The sequence below is a fragment of the Dapis hubbardiae BLCC-M172 genome (genome assembly GCF_050016015.1).
Taxonomy (GTDB): Bacteria; Cyanobacteriota; Cyanobacteriia; order Cyanobacteriales; family Microcoleaceae; genus Trichodesmium.
Genome location: NZ_JBNHEQ010000286.1, coordinates 5,283 through 27,799 on the forward strand (window position 1 = coordinate 5,283; position 22,517 = coordinate 27,799).

The 22,517-nt window shown below is 33.3% G+C and carries 16 protein-coding genes; 7 read left to right on the forward strand and 9 right to left on the reverse strand.

Annotated elements, in window-relative coordinates; all coding sequences use genetic code 11:
* A partial coding sequence (locus ACP6PK_RS26545; RefSeq protein WP_426564113.1) for a hypothetical protein occupies positions 1 to 196 on the forward strand: 196 nt, incomplete at its 5' end.
* A 21-nt stretch (positions 197 to 217) separates the two neighbouring features.
* Here the strand turns inward: ACP6PK_RS26545 and ACP6PK_RS26550 are convergent.
* A complete protein-coding gene (locus ACP6PK_RS26550; RefSeq protein WP_426564115.1) occupies positions 218 to 1,579 on the reverse strand; it encodes a HAMP domain-containing protein in 1,362 nt (453 codons plus the stop codon).
* 1,111 nt (positions 1,580 to 2,690) lie between these two features.
* Here ACP6PK_RS26550 and ACP6PK_RS26555 point away from each other — a divergent pair.
* A complete protein-coding gene (locus ACP6PK_RS26555) occupies positions 2,691 to 3,818 on the forward strand; it encodes a site-2 protease family protein (RefSeq protein WP_426564117.1) in 1,128 nt (375 codons plus the stop codon).
* Between the two features lie 769 nt (positions 3,819 to 4,587).
* Here the strand turns inward: ACP6PK_RS26555 and phnC are convergent.
* From phnC to ACP6PK_RS26570, 3 genes are all read right to left on the reverse strand, one after another.
* The gene (phnC, locus tag ACP6PK_RS26560; RefSeq protein WP_426564119.1) at positions 4,588 to 5,382 is read right to left on the reverse strand and encodes a phosphonate ABC transporter ATP-binding protein; all 795 of its coding nucleotides are present in this window, start codon (positions 5,380 to 5,382) and stop codon (positions 4,588 to 4,590) included.
* 1,003 nt (positions 5,383 to 6,385) lie between these two features.
* The gene (locus tag ACP6PK_RS26565) at positions 6,386 to 9,157 is read right to left on the reverse strand and encodes an RNA-directed DNA polymerase (RefSeq protein ID WP_426564121.1); all 2,772 of its coding nucleotides are present in this window, start codon (positions 9,155 to 9,157) and stop codon (positions 6,386 to 6,388) included.
* 102 nt (positions 9,158 to 9,259) lie between these two features.
* Positions 9,260 to 9,394 (reverse strand): hypothetical protein, encoded by a 135-nt coding sequence (locus tag ACP6PK_RS26570; RefSeq protein WP_426564123.1) that lies wholly within the window; start codon positions 9,392 to 9,394, stop codon positions 9,260 to 9,262.
* A 71-nt stretch (positions 9,395 to 9,465) separates the two neighbouring features.
* Here ACP6PK_RS26570 and ACP6PK_RS26575 point away from each other — a divergent pair, with 71 nt between their 5' ends.
* Positions 9,466 to 10,449, forward strand: a complete 984-nt coding sequence (locus ACP6PK_RS26575) for a DUF1848 domain-containing protein (RefSeq protein WP_426564125.1) — start codon at positions 9,466 to 9,468, stop codon at positions 10,447 to 10,449.
* Positions 10,450 to 10,636: 187 nt separating this feature from the next.
* Here ACP6PK_RS26575 and ACP6PK_RS26580 read toward each other — a convergent pair whose 3' ends face one another.
* Entirely contained in the window at positions 10,637 to 10,768 is a 132-nt protein-coding gene (locus tag ACP6PK_RS26580) for a DUF6887 family protein (RefSeq protein ID WP_426564127.1), read from the reverse strand.
* Positions 10,769 to 10,837: 69 nt separating this feature from the next.
* Between ACP6PK_RS26580 and ACP6PK_RS26585 the strand changes: the two genes are divergently transcribed.
* Entirely contained in the window at positions 10,838 to 11,035 is a 198-nt protein-coding gene (locus ACP6PK_RS26585; protein ID WP_426564129.1) for a hypothetical protein, read from the forward strand.
* A gap of 461 nt (positions 11,036 to 11,496) precedes the next feature.
* On the opposite strand, the gene clpX is transcribed toward ACP6PK_RS26585, so the two are convergent.
* The 3 genes from clpX to tig all read right to left on the reverse strand — a co-directional run bounded on the left by clpX (position 11,497) and on the right by tig (position 15,127).
* Positions 11,497 to 12,846, reverse strand: coding sequence for an ATP-dependent protease ATP-binding subunit ClpX (gene clpX / locus ACP6PK_RS26590; protein WP_426564131.1), 1,350 nt, complete (start codon positions 12,844 to 12,846; stop codon positions 11,497 to 11,499).
* Positions 12,847 to 12,858: 12 nt separating this feature from the next.
* Positions 12,859 to 13,545 carry an ATP-dependent Clp endopeptidase proteolytic subunit ClpP gene (gene clpP, locus ACP6PK_RS26595; RefSeq protein WP_094673607.1) on the reverse strand — a complete coding sequence of 229 codons (687 nt, stop codon included), beginning with the start codon at positions 13,543 to 13,545 and terminating at the stop codon, positions 12,859 to 12,861.
* 118 nt (positions 13,546 to 13,663) lie between these two features.
* Positions 13,664 to 15,127, reverse strand: coding sequence for a trigger factor (tig, locus tag ACP6PK_RS26600; protein WP_426564133.1), 1,464 nt, complete (start codon positions 15,125 to 15,127; stop codon positions 13,664 to 13,666).
* Positions 15,128 to 16,144: 1,017 nt separating this feature from the next.
* Here tig and ACP6PK_RS26605 point away from each other — a divergent pair.
* The 3 genes from ACP6PK_RS26605 to ACP6PK_RS26615 all read left to right on the forward strand — a co-directional run bounded on the left by ACP6PK_RS26605 (position 16,145) and on the right by ACP6PK_RS26615 (position 20,432).
* The gene (locus tag ACP6PK_RS26605; protein WP_426564135.1) at positions 16,145 to 17,182 is read left to right on the forward strand and encodes an aspartate-semialdehyde dehydrogenase; all 1,038 of its coding nucleotides are present in this window, start codon (positions 16,145 to 16,147) and stop codon (positions 17,180 to 17,182) included.
* A 353-nt stretch (positions 17,183 to 17,535) separates the two neighbouring features.
* Positions 17,536 to 18,444, forward strand: a complete 909-nt coding sequence (gene dapA / locus ACP6PK_RS26610) for a 4-hydroxy-tetrahydrodipicolinate synthase (RefSeq protein ID WP_426564137.1) — start codon at positions 17,536 to 17,538, stop codon at positions 18,442 to 18,444.
* A 194-nt stretch (positions 18,445 to 18,638) separates the two neighbouring features.
* Positions 18,639 to 20,432, forward strand: a complete 1,794-nt coding sequence (locus tag ACP6PK_RS26615) for a ribonuclease J (RefSeq protein WP_426564139.1) — start codon at positions 18,639 to 18,641, stop codon at positions 20,430 to 20,432.
* Between the two features lie 301 nt (positions 20,433 to 20,733).
* On the opposite strand, the gene ACP6PK_RS26620 is transcribed toward ACP6PK_RS26615, so the two are convergent.
* On the reverse strand, positions 20,734 to 22,131 hold the full coding sequence (locus ACP6PK_RS26620) for a helix-turn-helix domain-containing protein (protein ID WP_426564141.1): 1,398 nt from the start codon (positions 22,129 to 22,131) through the stop codon (positions 20,734 to 20,736).
* Between the last annotated feature and the right edge of the window lie 386 nt (positions 22,132 to 22,517).

Below are 22,517 nucleotides of genomic sequence, written 5' to 3' on the forward strand. Positions count from 1 at the left end.
CTACTGTGGGGAAAAAATCGTCATTTTGCCTTTGACTCTGGCAATTAAAGTTTTCCATAAATATAGATATATCTCTGGGGATGTGAAATTTTTGGTTGTGAAAAGTGGTGAATTTTCTGCATTTATCTTTTGCCTCCTTCAGGAATTTCTACTGTGGGGAAAAAATCGTCATTTTGCCTTTGACTCTGGCAATTAAAGTTTTCTAATAATTATTTTTTTATAAACGAAAATCTTGCACTGATTCTGATAAACTCTCTGCAATACTCAATAATGTTTGTAAGGAGTCATCTACTTCTTTTTTTACCTGGGCTTGAGCGATATTTTTCTCGTGAATAATTTGTAAAAAATCTGTGAGTTTTTGCAGATTATTTACCTGATTTTCTCCCCAAGAGGCAACATTATCTATATAGTTATTAAATTTATAGACTTTCCGAACAATTTTAGTTAGCCCTCGCTTAACTTCTTCTCCCAATTTTTTAGGCTGTGATTTCGCTAAAGCTAGACTATTCTCAGGAATAGTCAGATTTAAACTTTGAATATTACTTTGAAAATATTCCAATTTTTTCTTTACTAATTCCCAATTATTTGCCAGATATTGCAATTCTTGTGCTATTTTTACTAGGTCTTCATTGCTAGTTTTTCTAGAAGCAAAAATATCGGTATTTAGTAACAAAATTTTACTGTGAGTATTAATTTGAGAAATTAAAGATTGGATTTTGTTTAAATCACAATTATACTCAGCAAATCTTTTGACTTTGTGATTAATTTCTGAAATTAAGGTATGTGCTGCGATAATTTCATTGAATACCTCATCTATTTCCAGGCAACTTGTGGAAGCATAACTACTAATTTCTTGAGCAACTTGTTCAGCTTCCCAGGCTATGTATGCTCTTTGATAAAAAGAATCAATTATTACTTCTAAGGTGTTGAGTAAAGAAGCTATTTCTTCTACTTGATACTGATTTTCTAAGGATAAGTTTTTAAAAGTCGTTTGGCTATCTGTCGCTAGAATATCAACTTTTTGACCAGCATAATCTACTTCCTTAACAAGTTGCCTAAATTTGTCGATAATCATATTAAAGCAATAACAAATTATTCCCAATTCTTCGCATCTGACTTGGATTTTTATATAAAGTTGACCATGACTAGCAGCATCTACTTTATCTAACAATTTTATCACTTGACTAGCATTTTTTTCTTTATCATGTTCACTATTTTTCTCCTGAATTTTAATATTAATTAGAAGATTACAAATCACATCAGCCATAGAATTAAATTTTTTACTCAAATCTTGTAATTCATCATTAGTATAAATAGGAATCCTAAGATTATAGTTCCCTTCATAAATACCTTCTAGATAATTCTCTAATCTATTGGTTGAAGAACGCAGTTTTTGGGCAGTTATCATACCTAAGCTAAATGTTGTGAAAAAACTGCTTATACCTGCTGTAAAGGCGAGGGCATAATTCTGATGAGTTTTGCTCATAAAATTTGGCGGATAAACCAGTGTGAAAATAGCAGTTGCGATTGTAGTTATTCCGCCACTCAGCAAAGCTATCCATAATGGTTGATTCTTCATAAAAAACTATTATATTTATTACTAATTTTTATTTTATCTACAATTAACCAAGGTCATTTCAGTTATCAGTTATCATTTACCGAAAAATTAAGGTATAAAGCCTCTCCATTCATGGAGAAAAAATCAAAACATTCCTTTTACCCAATCCTCTTCTTTATAACAAGAGGTAATAATTAATAATTAATTATTAATTATTAATTATTAATTATTAATTATTAATTATTAATTATTAATTATTGAACAGTACCTCTGGCTGAAATCAGAAGCTTTAAATATTGAATCGAATATTTTTTTCATCTCCTTAAAAGGGGGAGGGTTGAGACCTCTAAAGTTTTAAAATGTAGACATAAACCATAGGTAAAAATGTTACAACCTAGGGCTTGATTTAGTATAAAATTCCAGCCTTGAGTCAAATAAAATCTTATCCCACTAGAGATTATATCTGTCCGAAAAGTTAATCCTATAATTATAGATGTTAACCTTTTCTGAGTTCATCTAAGTTATCAAATATTTCACATTTTAATTTTATTTTTATTTATAATCATAGTCTTTCTATTGGATTTAACTCTGGATAGTAAGCTGGTTGAAATAAAAAAATTATATTCTCAGGAATTGACATATTTAAATTTTGATGTAGAGACCAATTATCTAATTGAATGAGGCATAAAATTATGGGGATATTTTTCGGCAAATAGCTCCAAATATTTTTCCATACACAGTATATATAAATGGCTAAATTCATAGTAAATAATATCAATAATCTTAATACAAAAAACAGCTAGTTATAATCAATATCCACTATTAGTAACCCATGTTTATAAAATTGAGATAACACCTATATTAATTGATAATTCACATATAATTATTATTTCAGTCTGCACATCCTAAGTTCTGTACCTTACTCAATTGGAAGAAGCTATATATTGTGATAAAATATGAGAAATTTTATCAGAAAATAATTTAGTTAATTACCCTATGACCGAACATAGAGGGAGGGATACCACTATATCAAGAAACAACAAAGCTTATTTACATTTTGTTACAGTAAATATGTGAATTTCAAAGATGTAAAATTAGCCTTAACTAAAGATTAACTTAAAAGGATAAATTTATGAATGGATCTTTTCGTGTCGGAAACCTATTTGGCATACCATTTTACATTAACTCATCCTGGTTTCTGGTGTTAGGTCTCCTGACTTTAACTTATGGTGGTAACCTAGCAACTCAATTTCCTCAAGAATTGGATGGGATTTTACCTTGGATACTAGGATTAATAACAGCATTATTGTTATTTTCCTCTGTCTTAGCTCATGAGTTAGGGCATAGTTTTGTTGCTCAATATCAAGGAATAGAAGTAAAATCAATTACCCTATTTATCTTCGGAGGTTTAGCTAGTTTAGATAGAGAATCAAAAACACCAGCAGAAGCGTTTTGGGTAGCAATTGCTGGTCCTTTAGTCAGTCTAGTATTATTTGGTTTATTCACAGCAATTAATATTTTTACAGCCATTACCGGACCAGTAGGATCAATTATTCAACTCTTAGCTTATATCAACTTAGCTCTAGCATTATTTAACCTAATTCCTGGCTTACCTCTTGATGGTGGTAATATCCTTAAATCTATTGTTTGGAAAATTACTAATAACCCTTACAAAGGAATTATTTTTGCTAGTAGAGTAGGTCAAGGATTTGGTTGGTTGGCAATAATTTCTGGTTTAATTCCTACTTTTTTATTTAATAGTTTTCCTAATTTTTGGAATATTCTTATTGGTTTGTTTCTTCTACAAAATGCTGGTCGTTCTGCCCAATATGGAGAAATTCAAAGTGTGCTTGCGGATTTAACTGCTGTAGATGCTATTGTTCCTAATAGTCCAATTGTTTCAGAAAATCTGTCTTTAAGAGAATTTGTGAATGAATATATTATTGGAAAAGAAAGTAGAAAGGAGTTTTTAGTTACAGATGAAGCAGGGCAGTTATTAGGAGTAATTAATGTTGATGATTTGAAAATAGTTAATACTTCTGAATGGCCTTTGGTAAAGGTCAAAGAATTAATGAAACCTGTAACAAAAATTGAGGTTGTAACTGCTCAAACTTCCCTATTAGAAGTAGTTTCTTTGTTAGAACAAAAGCAAATTAATCAGCTAACTGTTATTAGTGAAAATGGTGTATTAATTGGGTTGATTGAAAAATCTTCAATTAGGGGTTTGTTAGAAAAAAAATCTCAAGCGAAAACTGCTTAAATTAAGACAAAGAGAAAAGATTTAGTTTGTAAAATTCGATTTTTTTTTATATATCTTTGACTTTGTATAACCATAACAAGGTATAATACTAAATCTGGTTTATAGAGTATTATTTTATGTAGATGAGGAGATAGAGTATAGGGGAAATGGGGAGAGAGTTTAAGTTGATTTAGCATAGAATATCTTGAGTAATATAATTTGGTATCAGGTGTATAAATGATGGCAAAAAAAATACACAAATTGATAGATATTTAATAGTTTTCCAGACTATTGTAATGTAACTATCTATGCAATGAATTTAATCCGAAGTTTTTCTCTATTTCCTCTTCTGTTTTTGACTGTAGCTATCTATGTATCAATTTGGTATGATTTGACTTGATTCTGCTCCGGAAAACCTTTGATTTTGATCTGAATTACTTTTCCTAATAATTTCTTGTCCTAATAATTTCTTCTGTTCATTTCCACTGCATCCTTAAAGATTTTTATATTTATCTATACTATATGTACTATATGTATCATCAGACTAATCGTTTTTTTTCAAGTGCCAATTGTTTTGTTGTCTGAATTATATTTTGGATGAAACAATTATTTAGGAATTACATTTTGCGATAAAATCCTCTGAGAGGGATGAGTATTTAACTAACTAAGTAGAGGGTGTTCAACAATTAACAATTAATTATTAATTATTAATTATTACCTCCTCCTAACTCCTGACTCATCCCTAATTACATCATATTACTAATTACTAAATTACTATAATTTAGTTTACCTAAATCAATTCTCCATGACCAGTCAAAATAAGTTCTGCTGCTGCTGCACCATACAGTTTGTCAAGTTTATTATCGTCAAGATTAACTGTTTTACCATCAAATACAACCTCTCCATTTTTCAGAGCAATAGTCCGCTCAAAATAGCGACGTACCATTTGAACTTGATGTAAAGAACTAACAATAGTAATACCATTTTCTCGGTTAAGTTCGCATAATAATTCCATTATTTTACGAGCAGACTCCGGGTCTAAAGAAGCAATAGGTTCATCTGCCAAAATAATTTTAGCTCTCTGTACTAAACAACGAGCGATCGCTACTCTTTGTTGTTGTCCTCCAGAAAGTTGAGAAGCTCTTTTATAAGCTTGTTCTAAAATTCCTACTCTTTCTAATGCAGCAAGTGCCTGTATTTTTTCCTCTTTTGTAAATAGACGTAGTGCTGAATTTACTAGAGACATTCGTCCTAAGTTTCCAACTAAAACATTTTCAATAACTGTCAGTCGCTTAACTAAATTAAACTGCTGAAAAATGCAACCTATTTGGCAACGTAATTTTCTAATATTTGAGTGAAATTTACTATCTGTTTGTAATGTTGTACCAAATATATAAACTGTACCTTTGTCTCCTTTTTCTAAACCATTAATATGTCGTAGCAAAGTAGATTTTCCAGAACCAGAAGCACCAACTATAGTAACCATTTCACCTACTTCAATATTGATATTAACTTTTGCCAGAGCAGGTTTACCTTTAAAGCTTTTATCAAGATTTTTAACTTCTATAGCTTTGTATTTAGACATTTTTATTCAACAGCATCAATCAAGTTAGTATATATTACAATTTTTTGGTTAACTTGTGGTTATTTTTAAGTTAAACAAAAGCAAGACGCAAGAGGTAATGCTTGAGATAAAATTATTGTGATATTAGCATCTAATAATTTAAGTATTCAGCTATTAGCTTTCAGCTCTTCCTGCGGAATGCTACGCAAACAGCAATAAGAGTCTGCCCTTAAGAAAGGTGTTTAAATGAATATAGACTTGAAGGTCAAGAGATTAGGTTTTTATAGTTAAGATTGAATTATGGCTTAATTAATAAATCTTTTATGGCGCACTAACAGTAATAACTGATAGATGAATAGCTGTTTTGCTACCCCATTACTCCGTTTTGCTGGCGCAAAGCATTCCGCAGAAAATGCTTACCTAAATAATTCATTTATAAGGTTTATTTTATTGTTAAATTCCCTTTTAATTTCTGTATTCAAAAAATCACTAAAAATCACAGTAGTTTTATTATTAATAGTTGCCATAGTATTAGTTTTTCATCCGCTAGTAAAAAGCTACAGTTATCCAGAGAAAAATTTTGCTTATTTTAGTCTACAACAAAATTGATTCAAATCTCTACTTTAATAAGAATTTGAATACTTTTATATTGAAGAGATATGAGTAGCAAACAAACGACCTTTGCTGGAGAGTAGAAACCCAAACAAGTGAACCTAATTGTAGACAGAGGAAAGTCTCATTTCTTGACTGTTGAAATCTAGCCTTGCCAATTAAAGTCGTAGCTTGAAAAGGGATATTTTAATTAACTTTAGTACATCCTTAAATTTTTAAATTTCAGCAAATTAGTTTTTGCAAAAGTGATTTTACTAATAATTTTTTTGTGATAGAGAGATAGAAGGCGATCGCCAACTACTTTAAATAGTACCTAAAAGATTATTTTTCTATTATCGGGAAATATCTAATACCAAGTCTAGTTTATCAGAGAGAGTTATAATTTTTTCCTATCACTTTACATAAACTAAATTTAGTAGAAATCAACTTCACCATCTGCTCCACCAAGTTTCTTGGTGCTATAGTATTTTTCTCTAATAACTTTCGGTTCTTCATTATTCAATAATTCTTGCACACTCTCACTTCCTTCTAATGCAATATCATAAGCAGTTTTAAGCATATAATCACTACTATCTATTTCTTCAATCATTGCTTGATTATCATACATTGCTAAAATCAATATATAGTTTTTCTTTAATCTATTATTTTGTTCATTCCGTAAAGCATTATAAATAGATTTTATCTGACTATCCTCCACATATTGATATGATAGATGACCTAGATAAAGCCAACTTTCTGTTGCCATTAATTTTTCTACAGTAGAAGCTCCACCTACAGAATATTCAACTATTTTTTCCCAAATATACTCGTTTATTTGACTTGAAAAACGAAATGCTCTTAATGAAACTGCCCGAATATATTCACTTATTTGTAATGAGTTGTTTTCATAATAAGCTATTACTTCAACTACGCCATTATTATATCCTTGTTTAGACAAACTCTCCAAAACTAGCAATAGGTTACTAAAAATCCAAGGTTGTTCACACAAAATATAAACTGTTTTTTCCTTTATTTCTTCAAGACCAAGTAAAGATAACTTGTTAAAAGCAAAACGGAGAGAAGACTTTAATTTTTTGGTTTTACTAATTTTTTCTCGGCTGCTTGAGTGTTTTAATAAATCAGCTAATTCTCTCCAGCTATCTACAAACAATTTAATAAGTTCCTTTTGTAATAGATTCTTTTTTTGAATCCAGTCAGAGTTACAATCCTGAAAAATTATAGCCCAATTATAAATCTCTTCATCATTAATATCATCAATTAATCTTGGTAATGTTAATTCTGGTTTTTCTTGAAGTCCTTCCTGTCGTTTTTTTTCATCCCATAAATACCTATATATTCCTCGGCTTAAGTCTGACACATCAATATAAATTTCAATATAAACCAAGCATTTTTGATATATTCTTATTAAATACCACCATCGATTATCATTATCTCTTTTATCTGCTTTAATTAACTCCTTACGATATTTCCTATTACAAATATAGAGAGGATTAATTACTTCTTTAAATTTATTATCTAGTTCATCTAATAATTTATTGTCTTCCAGAGTTGCTACAAACTCTGAAATATTATCATACCTTTCTGTTTTACTTTCATTAAGTTTCAATCCTAACTTTTCTAACTCATCTTTCAGCACTTCTAAAACTTCTTCTACGTCATTTTTATCAGGAATAATAAGTATAATATCATCAACATATCGAATTAATTTTACACCCCACTCATTATCTTTTGCTTGCATACCAAATCTAGCATCAATTGGTTTTAAATAAAGATTTGCGTAAAACCCAGATCCAATATTTCCTTGGGTAATACCATAACCTATTTCATGCTCATCCAAATTTTTTGACAGCAGTAATTTTAATAGCCAACGTATCCGTTTACTTTCTGTTAACTCTTTTCCAGTTAATTCAATCAGACGGTCTTGAATTATTCTTGTATAAAAAGATTCTATATCAACACAAATTATTACACCATTCTGATTTTCTTTTTGCTGTGCTATCGTGCATACTTTTGCAAGAAAATCACGATATAAAGTAAACCAAGAATTATATAAATATTCTGTGTTACTATTAGATGATGAAACACGATAAGCATAGCTATTTCCATTTAATAAAGAAGCCTTTTTGCCGAATTTTTGAATAATTGCAGTTGAGAGAATTTCTCCTTCTAATCTTGATAAACTTTTAGGGCGACTCTGAGATACATTTTTAGGAAATTTATAATCTAGATTATCCTCTGAATTAACAACTTCTTTTATATAAACTTTCAATTGCTGCTGTAACCTTTGAAGGTTTTGACTAAGGTTTTTTTCAAATAATCTGTATTCAATTTCGTCAGGTAATGATTCTGATTTTAGATATTTTCTGGCTCTTACCCATGCCTTTTCTAGATTTTGTAAATCAATTAATTTTTCCCAGTGTTTATCTTTTTTTAAATCAGCATTAGTAATAGTAGAAAAATTCACATGAAATGGTTTGTTTGATTTATATTCTTTACCGCCCTCCCACAAACAATTATATGGATTATAATAAATAATTTTACAATTAAATTTATCATATTGTTCTATAGTATGACCACTTTCATCAAATACTAATTTAAGTGAATCAGCTATTTGTTTTACACTTGTTGCATAGCCTTTTGTGCCTACTGTTATAATATGTAAGTTATCAATTTTTGCATCCTGAGCTAACCGTTTATATGCACGGGCTTCATCAAATCCAAATTCATCTTCACTATCTATAATTTTATCTGTTGTTAGTCCTAATTTCTGTATTTTTTTATAACGTTCTTGAAGAGAATCAAAACCAGATTTAAAACCAGAAACAACATTAGATTGGAGAAGAATAGCATCATATATACAAGGTTTTCCCCACTGATTACACGGCTTATTAATAAAGCTTAGAAGACTTTTAGCTAGTTCTTGTAAGCTTTTTCCAGAAGTTGTATATGTTAATTTAATGTTTAATTTTTCAAGCAACTTTCTAACTTTTACCATCAATTGGTTGTATATTGTTAATGATTCATAATTTATATCTATTCCTATACACAAAATCTCTAGTGAATTTGTAAATTGTTCACTTTCTCGTAAACAAATAATTCTTTCTAAAAAAGCTATTGTTGCAGCTCCAGCTCCACAGCCAATATCAATTAAAAGTATATGGTGATTTGTATCTATCCAATTCAATAACTTTGCTGAAGTTACTATATTTTCTAGGGTGTAAATTACTTTAAAATAGTGTGCAGGAAAAAAATGATTATATTGAGCAGCAGCACTTTTAAGTGTTTTTTATGATAATAGTTTTCCTGCTTCTTGTAAAGAAATATCTTTGTAACCTTTAGCTTCTGGTTGCTTTGCTAACCACTCATGTACAGCACTATAAGCAGATTGAATGTCAGGGTGAAAATAAAAATAATCTAGCATTAGTTGATGTTGAATTCAATTAAAGATTATAATTAGGAACTATTATATATTTACCAAGTAAAATAAGCCAAATGAAAATTATAAGTGCAAGTCGTAGAACCGATATTCCAGCTTTCTACAGTAAATGGTTTCTCAATCAAATCAAAACAGGTTTTTGCCATAGACTTAACCCATATAACTATCAAGTTTATCAAGTCTCTTTACAACCAGAAGATTGTCTAGCTATAACATTTTGGACTCGTAATCCTCAGCCTATATTACCACACCTTGATTTTCTCACTAATCAAGGATATGTTTACTATTTCCATTTCAGTATTAATGGATATCCTCAAGCAATAGAAACAAATAACCCACCCCTTCAAAAATCAATAGAAACTTTTCAAAACCTATCTCAAAAACTTTCACCTAATCAAATTCAGTGGCGATATGACCCGATTTTACTTAGCGATATAACACCCTTTTCTTATCACTTAGAAAAATTTGAATTTCTCAGTAAACAACTAGAAGGTTATACAAAACGTTGCTATTTATCCTTTGTTAATTTTTACGATAAAACAGAGCGTAATTTAGGTAAAGTTGCTGTAGAAAATAACATCAAATTTCAGCATCCTTCCCTAGAAGAAAAACAGCAACTTACTAAACAACTCCGAGATATTGCTAAAGTAAGAGGTATTAAATTATATTCCTGTTGTGATGATGCTTTAATAAGTGAAGGTGTTGAAAAAGCTCATTGTATTGATATGGATATTATCAAAATGTTGCGACCTAATTTTAAAACTCACCTAAAAGCAGCACCTACTAGAGAAGAATGTGGTTGTGTAGAGTCAATTGATATTGGTATCTATGATACTTGTGGTTTTGGTTGTCAATATTGTTATGCAACTAAAAGTAGAAATACTGCTCTAAAACGAATGAGAGAAAATAATCCTAATGATACTCTTTTATGGAGACCTGCAAAATTGAAAGATATTGACCTTAATTTAAAAGAGGCAAATAAAAAAGGGAAAAAATTTGTAGGTTCATCGCCTGAATATATTCAAGGCAAACTTTTCTAAGAATGATTTTAAGTTCACTAAACTAACTTTAATAAATCTAATTTATCAAAATAACAATATTAGAATAAGAATTTCAGCGCACTTGTCAAATAAACTAAGGTAAAGTTTACCTTTGACTATTAAACCAGTTTCAACAATAGCTTGTCTCCAACATGATTTCTAAACTTGATTATTTTCCAATTTTTTCCTAAATATCTTCCTCTGTTTGTGGAAACGGATAGTTAGGAGTATTAGAATTTCCTCGTTTAATCAACCCTTTTATAGCATCATCATCCTCTCGATGAGCTAAAACATAATACCTAAGTTCTTGGTGTGTCATTTTATTAAAGAATTGACTTCTAATATGATGTCCGCTGTATCGTTTGTGTAAACCTAACTGTTAATATCTATGGGAAATTTAAGTTATGGGAAATTTAAGTTTTTTTGTGCTTTTAACCCTTCTGTTCTAGATAAAAATCCTTCTTCCTTACCCTTACCTTACCAAAAAAATGGGTATAAAGCCTCTCTATTCATGGAGAAAAAAAGAAAAAATTTTCCTTTTAACCAATCCTCTTCTTTTCAAGAAGAGGTAATTATTAATTATTGAAAAGACCGATGCTACCGGACATGATATAACTTCACCATTATATTGTGATTAATAAATGCAACCTAAAATTTAATCTAAATTTGCATTCTGTGAAGCTCCAAAAAAATCAGCAAAAAAGACAATTTATTCTTGCATTCACAAAAAAATCATGGTAGTATGTAATCATTGGTGTCTACTCGTCTATACACATGATTTTTTATTCAACAAACATATCTATTGGTATTATGTTGCTTAAGGACTGATCAAACTAAAGTTGTGAAAGGGTACTTATAAATCCTTCACCACACACAATTTTAGATTTATCAGTCCAATAAGCATATAAAATTTTTATTCAAGTGTATCTTTAGAAGCCAAACATAAACGGAACTTACCTTTTTTTGCTTGCTCTAAACACTACATATCTATAACGTTATAGTTTTTCAATACTTGATATAGTTCCCCTACCTAAATTCTGTGATAAATTAAGCCGACTCCGGTTTAGGCAAAGACGAAGGATGCAACAACAACTCCGCAGTCGATCGCTTCTCCACCATTTCCTTAGTAATAGTACAACGAGTCACATCCTTCCGAGACGGTAACTCATACATCACATCCAACATCAACTCCTCAACAATACCCCGCAAAGCTCGCGCCCCAGTCTTTCTCCTAAACGCCTCCTTAGCGATCGCCCGTATAGCATCCTCCTCAAACTCCAACTTCACATTATCCATCCGCAATAACTTTTGATACTGCTTCACCAGAGCATTTTGAGGTTCCGTCAAAATAGCCATCAAAGTATCCTCATCCAGAGGTTCAACCACAGCCACCATAGGTATTCGTCCAATCAACTCTGGAATCAAACCAAACTTCACCAAATCATTCGGTTCCATTTCCTTCATTAAATCTATAGCCTTTTTCTCCTTAACTTGATTACCCTCTCCACTCTGTTGAATAAAACCCATTGACTTTTTACCACTTCTCTGCTCTACTATCTTCTCCAAACCAACAAAAGCCCCACCACAGATAAATAAAATGTTACTCGTATCAATCTGAATACAATCTTGATAGGGATGTTTCCGACCACCTTGTGGAGGAACATTAGCCACAGTTCCCTCCAACATCTTTAACAAAGCTTGCTGTACACCCTCCCCAGAAACATCTCTTGTTATAGAAGGGTTCTCACTCTTACGAGCTATCTTATCAATCTCATCAATATATATAATTCCTCGTTGTGCCTCATCCACTTCTAAATCTGCCACTTGCAAAAGTCGCAGCAAAATATTCTCCACATCCTCCCCAACATATCCAGCTTCAGTTAAAGTCGTCGCATCTGCCACAGCAAAAGGCACATCCAATAATTCCGCCAAAGTTTGAGCCAATAAAGTTTTACCACAACCAGTCGGCCCAATCAACAAAATATTAGACTTTTGTAATTCCACCTCATCTTGAGAGGACTTGCCACTTTTTTTCGCCTCGACAAAACTCAAACGTTTATAGTGGTTATAAACTGCCACAGACAAAACCTTTTTACCTTCTTCCTGCCCAATAACATGAGCATCCAGATAATTCTTAATTTCCCTAGGCTTAGGTATTTGATTAACAGATAATCTCTTAGCAGCAGTCCCTCGTTTTTGAGGTGAAGGTGCTGGACGTGGCATTGCTGGTTGTGCCCCTGTAGCATTGGAGTCAAAAAGCTCCTCATCTAAAATCTCATTGCACAACTCTACACATTCATCACAGATATAAACCCCAGGTCCAGCTATCAACTTCCGGACCTGTTCCTGAGACTTGCCACAAAATGAACATTTTAGATGGGAGTCGTATTTAGACATAACTGCCTCTTCTTACATTGCAGGGACAGACTCTCCTGGTACAGGAAGATTCTGTCTTGTAATAACTTGATCTATCAGGCCATAATTTTTAGCCTCTTCTGCGGACATAAAAAAGTCACGCTCTGTATCAATCTCTATTGTTTCTAGAGGTTTACCTGTATGTTCTGCTAACAATTCATTTAGCTTACGTTTATGATAAAGGATTTCCTTAGCTTGAATCTCAATATCTACAGCTTGACCCTGGGCACCACCTAAAGGCTGGTGAATCATAATTCTCGAACTAGGGAGAGACATTCTCTTACCTTTTGCCCCACCAGATAGAAGAAAAGCCCCCATACTTGCAGCTAAACCATAACAAATTGTCACTACATCAGGTCGTACCTGTTGCATAGTGTCGTATATAGCCATTCCAGCGGTAACTGAGCCTCCAGGAGAGTTGATATATAGTTGAATATCTTTTTCTGGGTCTTCAGCATCCAGGAATAACATTTGGGCTGTGATAGTATTTGCCAAATTGTCATCTACTTGAGTTCCAAGAAAAATTATTCTTTCTCGGAGCAGTCGTGAGTAGAGGTCAAAAGCTCTTTCTCCCATCCCAGATTGTTCGACCACCATTGGTACAATATTACTAGGACCAGAGTAGACTTGTAACTTGTTATAACTACTAACTAAATTATCAGAATATTTGGATATAACCATTATACACTGGTTTATTTATCAATTTTATATTTTGGGCTTCAGTAGATTCTGAAGCTAAATAATATTATGCCGTACCTTGACTAATCTTGGTAGTCCGGTTATCCGGACTATTGCCAATTTACTCTTCTTCCTCCTGAGATTTTTCTCCAGTAGCTACTTGTTCTGCCTCTACTTCTACAATAGTTTCACTAGCTTGAGGTGTTTCTGCCTCAACCTGAGTTTCTACTTCTGTAGTTTGAGGTATTTCTGACCCTGTGTCTAAAGTTCCTTCAGGGACTAATTCCACAGTCCCATTTTCTTCTAAAAATTTAATAGTTTTTTCTTTCAACAGGTCTTCGGTCACAACTTGTCTTAACCTATCTGGATCGACATCCTTTCCTTTGAGCTGTTCCATTACCTTAACTGACTCTGCTGCTATTTCTTCTTCCTCCACCGTAATAGACTCTTTTTTGGCCACTGTAGCTATGGCCAAATCTCTTCTCAACCGTTCAATTGCTTCAGGTCGCGATCGCTCTTGCATTTCCGGCAATTTATCGCTACTGAATAATTCTTTAACATCTATTCCATATTGGCTCAACTCCATGGCACTTTGGGCTAACATTTGTTGAACTTCATTTTTAATCAATGTTTCTGGAATTTCTACTTCTATATGAGTCACCAGCTCATTTACTATTGCTAGTTCCTTATTTTGTTTTGTTTGATCCTCTTTTTCTTTAGTAAATTTTTTCTCCAAGAACTCCCGTAATTCAGCTATTGTTTCAAACTCACTAATTTCTTGAGCCAAATCATCATCTAATTCTGGTAATTCCTTTTCTTTAAGTTCTTTCAAAGTTACAGTAAATACTGCTGGCTTACCTGCTAAATCTGTCTCACTATATTCTGCAGGAAACTGTGCAGAAATTTCCTTTGTTTCCTCTGGGTTCATTCCCACTATTCCCTCAATAAAGCCAGGAATAAATTGTCCTTCTTTTAAATCCATTTGGAAATCTTGAGCCTTACCACCTGGGACTTCCTTGGCTTCTCCCCCCTCTGTTTCCGATGGAATTACACCAACAAAATCCACTATAGCCACATCTCCCAACTGAGCAGCTCTTCCTTCTACAGGAATTAATGTTGCCATTTGAGAGCGACGTTCTTCCAGAAACTCATCAACTTGGGCAGGGTCATACTTAGCTTCTTCCGCCTTAACCACTAATCCCTTATAGTTGTCAACTTTAGCCTCTGGCTCTACATCTACCTTAGCCGAGAAAGCCATTTCTTGTCCTGGTTCAAAATCTTTTACCAGCTCTTCAAACTGTGTTTTAAGTTCAAATTGGCCTATTGCATTTATTTGCTCTTGTTCCCTTGCTTTTTCTAAGCAATTATTGATTAAGTCATCTAAGGCCATTGCCTTGATATAATCTTTTCCTAGCCTTTGGATCAATATGTTTCGAGGTACTTTGCCTTTTCTGAACCCAGGAATATTGGCCGAACGGGTATATTTCTGAATTACCTGCTCATAGGCATTCTTGGACATTTCTGGTGTAATCTCAATTTCTAGACCTATTTGGCTAGCTGGCAGTCTTTCCTGGGTAACTTTCATCGGCTTGTCTAATTTAGTCAGTATTTATAGGTTATGATTCTCTTAAGGTATATAAATATTCCTTAACTTGGGAAACTTGAGTATTTCCATAATTTCTAACACTTAGTCTGTGTAGATTACTATATTATCCCTCTATCACGGTCAGTAATAGCTTAACTTTAGGACTTTTTTAAGTTTATTGTTATTTACTGGTTCTTGGTAAACTAGAACTAAGTTGAGATTTTACATAGAAGCAACATCAAATATTTTAGGATAAAATACTTATATATGTAACAATTACTACATTTATTTGCTTCCGTGTCCTCAAGTTGTTATATAATAACCATATTATTTCCCTAGGGGGTAAATTTATTTAGTTAGACATTATAGTTATTAATAATATTTTTTTTGTATCTTAATTTTTTTAATTGTCATTGCTTTGGTTTAAGATTTCCCTATCCTAAAATCTAATTGCAAGAATTAATATTATGATATATTAATGAATGTATTTCTATACAAAATAATGATAAATTATATATTTTAGATAGATGTAGATGAGTCAACAAATTCTATATTGTATGGTTATCTACTAAGATAGATTAAATATCTATAGTAATTATCATATTGCTGAGGTAAAAAAAAATATAGGTTTGAGAGAAAATTAATTACTGGGAAGATAAAAATAAGGTAAAAACCAGTTTATCTCATAACGACAAGGAACCCTATAGAGAATTTTATTGAAATTTTAATTGTGTTAATATGGTGAAAGTCATAGTATGACTAGGTTGATTTAATAAAAAAGATTTATTAATATCTGTTCATTAATTTTATGTTATCCAGAAAAATTAATCCAATAGCAGAATATTGAAAAATATTATGATGATGTCCATGAGTTAAGATAATAAATATCTGTAAATCACTATAAAAAAATAATAATCAAAAGAAAAGTTATAAATCGGATTGAGGAGCATTAAAAAATATTGGATTTAATAATAAGTAATAAAAAAAATCAGATAGTTGAAAAAGGAGGAAAATAATTTGTCAGAGTCCTATAAAGTAGCAATATTAGGAGCAACTGGTGCAGTAGGTACAGAGTTACTAGATTTACTACAAACGAGAAACTTTCCAGTAGCAGAATTAAAACTACTGGCATCAGAGCGTTCAGCAGGTAGTACCTTAAAATTTAAAGGACAAAACCTACAAGTAGAAGCTGTAACAGATGATTCATTTAAAGAAGTAGATTTAGTGTTAGCATCAGCAGGTGCGTCTACATCAAAAGTATGGGCAAAGAAAGCAGTAGAGGCTGGAGCTGTAGTTATTGACAATTCTAGTGCTTTCCGCATGGACCCTACAGTGCCTCTCGTAGTCCCAGAAGTTAACCCAAAAGCAGCAGCTTTACATAAAGGTATAATTGCTAACCCTAACTGCACAACAATATTAATGAGTGTAGCAGTATGGCCATTACATCAAGTCCAGCCAATCCAAAGATTGGTAGTGGCCACTTATCAATCAGCAAGTGGGGCAGGAGCAAGGGCAATGGCAGAAATGAAAACCCAGGCCAAAGAAATCTTAGATGGAGAAGCTCCCACAACAGATATTTTTCCCTACCCATTAGCATTTAATTTATTCCCACATAATTCCCAACTTAATGATCAGGGATATTGTCAAGAAGAAATGAAAATGGTCAATGAAACAAGAAAAATATTTGACTCTAACGAACTGAGAATTACACCAACTTGTATCCGGGTACCAGTATTAAGGGCGCATTCAGAAGCAATTAATTTAGAATTTGCTGAACCATTTAGTGTAGTTAAGGCAAGGGAAATATTAAGCCGATCGCCAGGAGTTACATTGGTAGAAAATTGGCAAGAAAATTATTTTCCTATGCCAATGGAAGCAAGTGGTAAAGATGATGTATTGGTGGGTAGAATTCGTCAAGATATTTCTCATCCTTGCGGATTAGAATTATGGTTAAGTGGAGACCAGATTAGAAAAGGAGCTGCTTTGAATGCAGTACAAATAGCTGAATTATTGGTAGCAAAAAATCTGTTGAGGATGCCAGTAGAAACATTTTAGATTAGTGTGCTAAAAACATAAATAAAAAAAGGGCTTCATTAATTAATAATGGATAATTATCTGTGGTTAAAACAGAGAGGATTGAAGATCAGGAATATATTATTGCTTTTTTTTTCCTTAAAAGGAGAGGGTTTAAACTTCTGGGAATTAACGAGCGATTATCCATTGGTAATTTAAGTACCTTTTTCCGAAATTTATAGAAGTGGAATAGGCGATTTTAAGAATACAGTTAGACAAAAACAAAAAGAATAATTTTGGGTCGTAAAAACTGTAAGGTGATATGAATCTAAAAAAAAATTAGGTTTATTAAATAACAAAAAAAATTAAGAAGACCTAGGAAATAAATTAAAATAATGGCTAGAAGGAGTGGAAATAGTGTGGTAAATTTTGGTAGAGTTCTTACTGCAATGATTACACCGTTTAACCCAGACGGTAGTGTTAACTATGAAGAAGCAGAAAAGTTATCAATATGGTTGACAGAAAATGGAACAGACTCATTAGTAGTATGTGGAACAACAGGTGAGTCTCCTAGTTTGACATGGGAAGAAGAATATCAGCTATTTCAGGTAGTTCAAAAAGCAGTGGCAGGAAAAGCTAAAGTAATAGCAGGTACTGGGTCAAACTCCACAAGAGAAGCGATCGCAGCTACCCAAAAAGCAGCTAAATTAGGCTTAGATGGTTCATTACAAGTGGTGCCATATTATAATAAACCACCACAGTCGGGACTTTATAACCATTTTCAAGCGATCGCCCAAGCTACTCCAGAATTACCAATTATGGTATATAATATACCAGGGCGTACAGGTAAAAATCTGGAGCCAGAAACTGTAGCCAGACTGGCAGAAATTCCTAATATTGTTGCTATTAAGGAAGCAAGTGGTAATTTAGACCAAGCAAGTCAGATTCGACAGTTGACTTCACCAGAGTTTAAGATTTATTCTGGGGATGATTCTCTAACTTTGCCACTAATGGCTATTGGTGGTAGTGGGGTTGTCAGTGTAGCTAGTCACTTGGTAGGAAAGCAACTACAAGAGATGATAATAGCATTTGAAACAGGGAAAGTGCAGCTTGCTACAGAAATTCATCTACAATTATTTAACTTATCTAGAGCGCTATTTGCTACAACTAATCCTATTCCTGTCAAAGCAGCTCTGAATCTGTTAGGATGGAAAGTAGGTACTACTCGCCCTCCATTATGCGATCCTCCAACAGAAGTCACTGAAAAATTATCAGCAGAAATGGGTAAATTAGGTTTATTATGAGCTACCTTGGATCGGCAAAAAAGTTTTCCCAAAACTGAATATTATCAACCTGAGCAATGATTATTTAATCCTTATTTGTATTACTAAAATCTTGTATATAAGAAGTTAGTTTTTCTAAATTTTAATAAGTATAAAATATGATTAATAATCACTCAAAATCAGACAAAGTAAACAACAGTAAAAATAGGATAATTATGATTAGAAAAAAATCAGCTTCCGCTCTAAAAATTATTCCCCTAGGTGGACTCCATGAAATAGGCAAAAACACCTGTGTATTTGAGTATGATGACGAAATCATTCTACTTGATGCTGGATTAGCTTTTCCTACAGATGGAATGCACGGTGTAAATATAGTCCTACCAGATGTAACTTATCTGCATGAAAATCGCCATAAAATCAAAGGTATGATTGTCACCCATGGTCACGAAGATCATATTGGTGGCATACCCTTCCATTTGAAAAATGTAGAAATTCCAGTTATCTATGGACCTCGACTGGCGATGGCTTTACTCTACCATAAATTAGAGGAAGCAGGAGTCCAAAATCGCACAGAATTGAAAACTGTTCGCCCCCGTGATGTTGTTAGATTAGGTAAATATTTCAGTATAGAATATATTCGCAATACTCACTCAATGGCGGATAGCTTTACTGTAGCGATCACAACACCAGTAGGAGTAGTTATCCATACAGGTGACTTCAAAATTGACCATACTCCTGTAGATGGAGAAAAATTCGATCTGCAAAAGTTGGCAGAATATGGAGAAAAAGGTGTTCACTGCTTAATTAGTGACTCCACAAATTCAGAAGTACCTGGTTTCACTCCTTCAGAAAAATCAGTTTATCCAAACTTAGATAGAGTATTCTCCAACGCACCAGGACGTGTAATGGTGACAACTTTTGCCTCTAGTGTACATAGATTACAAATAGTTCTAGAATTAGCGAAAAAACATGGTAGGTTGGTAGCAGTAGTAGGGCGATCTATGCTTAATGTGATTGCTCATGCTCGCAATCTTGGTTATGTTAAGTGTGAAGATAGTTTATTTGTACCTTTGCATACTGTCCGGAGTGTACCTGATGAAAAACTATTGATTTTGACTACAGGTTCTCAAGGGGAACCAATGTCAGCACTCACTCGTATTTCCAAAGGCGAACATAGACAAATAAAAATTCGCCAAGGAGATACAGTGGTATTCTCTGCTAACCCTATTCCTGGAAATACGATCGCTGTTGTCAATACCATAGATAAACTAATGATGCTAGGAGCAAATGTTATTTATGGTAAAGATAAAGGTATTCATGTTTCTGGTCACGGTTGTCAGGAAGACCAAAAATTAATGTTGGCGCTGACTCGTCCGAAATTCTTTATCCCATTTCATGGAGAGCATAGGATGTTAGTAAAACACAGCCAAACTGCTCAAGGTATGGGAGTTCCTCCAGAAAATATGGTTGTGATTCAAAATGGTGATGTGGTGGAACTGACTCAAGACTCTATTCGTTTAGCAGATAAGGTATCTTCTGGTATTGAACTGGTAGACTCTTCCCGTTCCGGTATGGTTGAAGACAATATTCTTAAGGAGAGACAACAACTAGCGGAAGATGGTGTTGTTACTGTAGCGTTGGCAGTTGGTTTGGATGGTAAATTGATTGGTAGACCTCAGTTACATTTGCGTGGTGTGGTGAGTTCTGTTGCAAAAGCACAATTGGAAGAACTTGTTACTAAAACATTAGAAAAGAGCTTGATTAATTACTGGCCTGAATATACAAAGTTGAATGGTCATAACAATACTCAAGTTGATTGGTCTGGGTTGCAAAATGAGCTTGAATGTGGTATTCAGCGAATGCTAAGACGAGAATTTCAAGGTCAACCGTTGTTGGTGTTCTTGATGCAAATCCCAGATGCAGAAGGTGGAGCAGAAGTTCAAAAAGAGATTACTGTGAAACCTGTGGGAAGACGGCGACGGCGATCGACTGCGAAAGTAGCATCTTAAGAAGTCAGAAGTTAGAAGTCAGAAGTCAGAAGTTATATTAAATCCGGATAATTAATATACCTCAGTCATTGCGACTGGAAGGGAGTGGGAGGAAGCAAGCTCCGCGTACTCTTGAGATTGCTTCGTGTCCTCGCAATGACGACGGTTCAACCGGATTTTATATTAGAAGTTAAAAGTAAGAAGTTCTCATCGATAAGGAAAACTTTTTCCCCTTTTTTTTCAAAATTTACTCCTTCTTTCTTCAGTAGGGGCGTTGCATAACAAAAATGCGAACGTCCCTACTATTTGTAACAAACGTTTATCATGTTTGCTCTAACAAATATTCTTTAAAAATTGGTTTAACGGTGAATAGAGTTGAATTTTGCTCTTCGATTTTTTCAATAAGCGATCGCTTCCCTAAAGACCTAATAGCATTTAAAATATCGGAGTTGGAGCGATCGCTATTCTCCCGTAACCAAGATATGGAAACTGGTTCTTTTTGAGAGCTAATTTGCAATAAAATCTGCTTTTCTAACTCGGATAATCGACTTAAATGCTGTTTTAAGATAACGGTTAATTCTTCTCCTAAAAATAGAGGTTTGTATTGTAAATATTCTCTTACTCTACTTCCAAATGAATCTTTAATTACTGTTGCTGCAATTTTTAACCAGTGGGGGTTGCCTCCATAAATCTTGATTAATTCAGACCATTTATCTTGATCTAATAAATCTTCTTTTTCTAAGATTTTATTGGCGGTTTTCCCCAAACTTTCTAGTTGTAAGCAAGTAATGGGGGCATTTTTATTTTTTAAATCTATTATTTCTAAGGGTAATTCCCAACTGTTGAAAATTAGACAGCTTTGATGGGATAATTCTGCGATAGTTTGAAAAAGGTTTCTATAATTTTCGTATCCTGGTTGATAATGACCGACTAATCTATTTTTTTCTAAGACCTGATGCAGGTCATCTAATATGATTAAACAGCGATTATTTCGCAGATATTCTATTAGTAAAGATAGCTGTTCTCCTTCCTTTAGGTTCTTGTGCTTTTGGTCAGTATTAGTATTAGAAAAAAATTGAATTAAAGATTTGAGAGTAGTTTCTAGAGTTGGGACACCACGAAGACTCCGCCAGATTATACAGTCAAATTTATCTTCAATTTCTGATAGTAACTGAAGAGCGATCGCTGTTTTTCCCATACCGCTCATTCCCAAAACTGCTATTAAGCGAGTGGGTTTTTCTAGGAGGAAGTTTTTGAGGGTAGAGAGTTCCTGGTGGCGATCGCAACTATATTCTAGGTCTGGTGCTTCGGAGCGATCTATACGGGGTTTGTTGTTTGGGGAAGGCGAGCGATCGCTCTGTTGCTGCTTGGTAATTTCTGGCGGTTGTGAGGGGTTTCTACAGACGCTGACATTTCCAATGTGTCCGATATGTCTACTGAAGACTGAGAGATTCGAGACTCGCCACCTATCGAACATTGCTCGTAAATTTGATTTATTTATTTGTTCTCCATCATCCAAACTCTGTGATAGTGTTTTCCACAATTGAGAAGCTACTTTTTTTACATGAACTTCAGTACAATGATAGGAGTTGGCAATATCCGAGTATTTTTCACGCTCCCAGGTACCGCGCAAAATTGCCTTTTGCAGGTCGTCCAAGGGTTTTCCCGTGTGTGTCAAAACCTGCTGGTCTGCCCATGTTAATAATTCTTGGAGGTCCATGAGAATTGAGTGGGTTTTGTGGATTTAGTGGATAAGATTACTTTATCCTACTTTTTGCTACTTGGTAAAGACTGTAGCAATTCTTAAAATATAGCAATCCTAAATGAGAAAAAACTGTAGTAGTTTTGTCTCCAAACCCAAGCACAAAAAGGATTTGGAGACAAAACTACTACGATAAAATGTTAAAACCTATTTAGGATTGCTATAGTTCTGGTAAAGTAACGAACTGGTCATTTTAGTTATCAGTAATTTTAATTATGGTATTGCAGGTAAAAGCTATTATACTAATATCACAAGGGAAGCGAAAAAGTAAAAATCCCCACAAAACCAGGTTTATTTTTCAGATTAAAAATTAGAAAAACCGGGTTTTTACTATTGATAAAATC

Excerpts from the sequence above, each read along its gene's own strand:
- ACP6PK_RS26550 (WP_426564115.1), bottom strand. The coding sequence starts at position 1,579 with ATGAAGAATCAACCATTATGGATAGCTTTGCTGAGTGGCGGAATAACT.
- ACP6PK_RS26570 (WP_426564123.1), bottom strand. The coding sequence starts at position 9,394 with ATGCTAGATTATTTTTATTTTCACCCTGACATTCAATCTGCTTATAGT.
- ACP6PK_RS26555 (WP_426564117.1), top strand. The coding sequence starts at position 2,691 with ATGAATGGATCTTTTCGTGTCGGAAACCTATTTGGCATACCATTTTAC.
- ACP6PK_RS26580 (WP_426564127.1), bottom strand. The coding sequence starts at position 10,768 with ATGACACACCAAGAACTTAGGTATTATGTTTTAGCTCATCGAGAGGAT.
- ACP6PK_RS26575 (WP_426564125.1), top strand. The coding sequence starts at position 9,466 with ATGAAAATTATAAGTGCAAGTCGTAGAACCGATATTCCAGCTTTCTAC.
- clpP (WP_094673607.1), bottom strand. The coding sequence starts at position 13,545 with ATGGTTATATCCAAATATTCTGATAATTTAGTTAGTAGTTATAACAAG.
- dapA (WP_426564137.1), top strand. The coding sequence starts at position 17,536 with ATGGCTAGAAGGAGTGGAAATAGTGTGGTAAATTTTGGTAGAGTTCTT.
- clpX (WP_426564131.1), bottom strand. The coding sequence starts at position 12,846 with ATGTCTAAATACGACTCCCATCTAAAATGTTCATTTTGTGGCAAGTCT.
- ACP6PK_RS26620 (WP_426564141.1), bottom strand. The coding sequence starts at position 22,131 with ATGGACCTCCAAGAATTATTAACATGGGCAGACCAGCAGGTTTTGACA.
- tig (WP_426564133.1), bottom strand. The coding sequence starts at position 15,127 with ATGAAAGTTACCCAGGAAAGACTGCCAGCTAGCCAAATAGGTCTAGAA.
- ACP6PK_RS26615 (WP_426564139.1), top strand. The coding sequence starts at position 18,639 with ATGATTAGAAAAAAATCAGCTTCCGCTCTAAAAATTATTCCCCTAGGT.
- phnC (WP_426564119.1), bottom strand. The coding sequence starts at position 5,382 with ATGTCTAAATACAAAGCTATAGAAGTTAAAAATCTTGATAAAAGCTTT.
- ACP6PK_RS26585 (WP_426564129.1), top strand. The coding sequence starts at position 10,838 with ATGGGAAATTTAAGTTATGGGAAATTTAAGTTTTTTTGTGCTTTTAAC.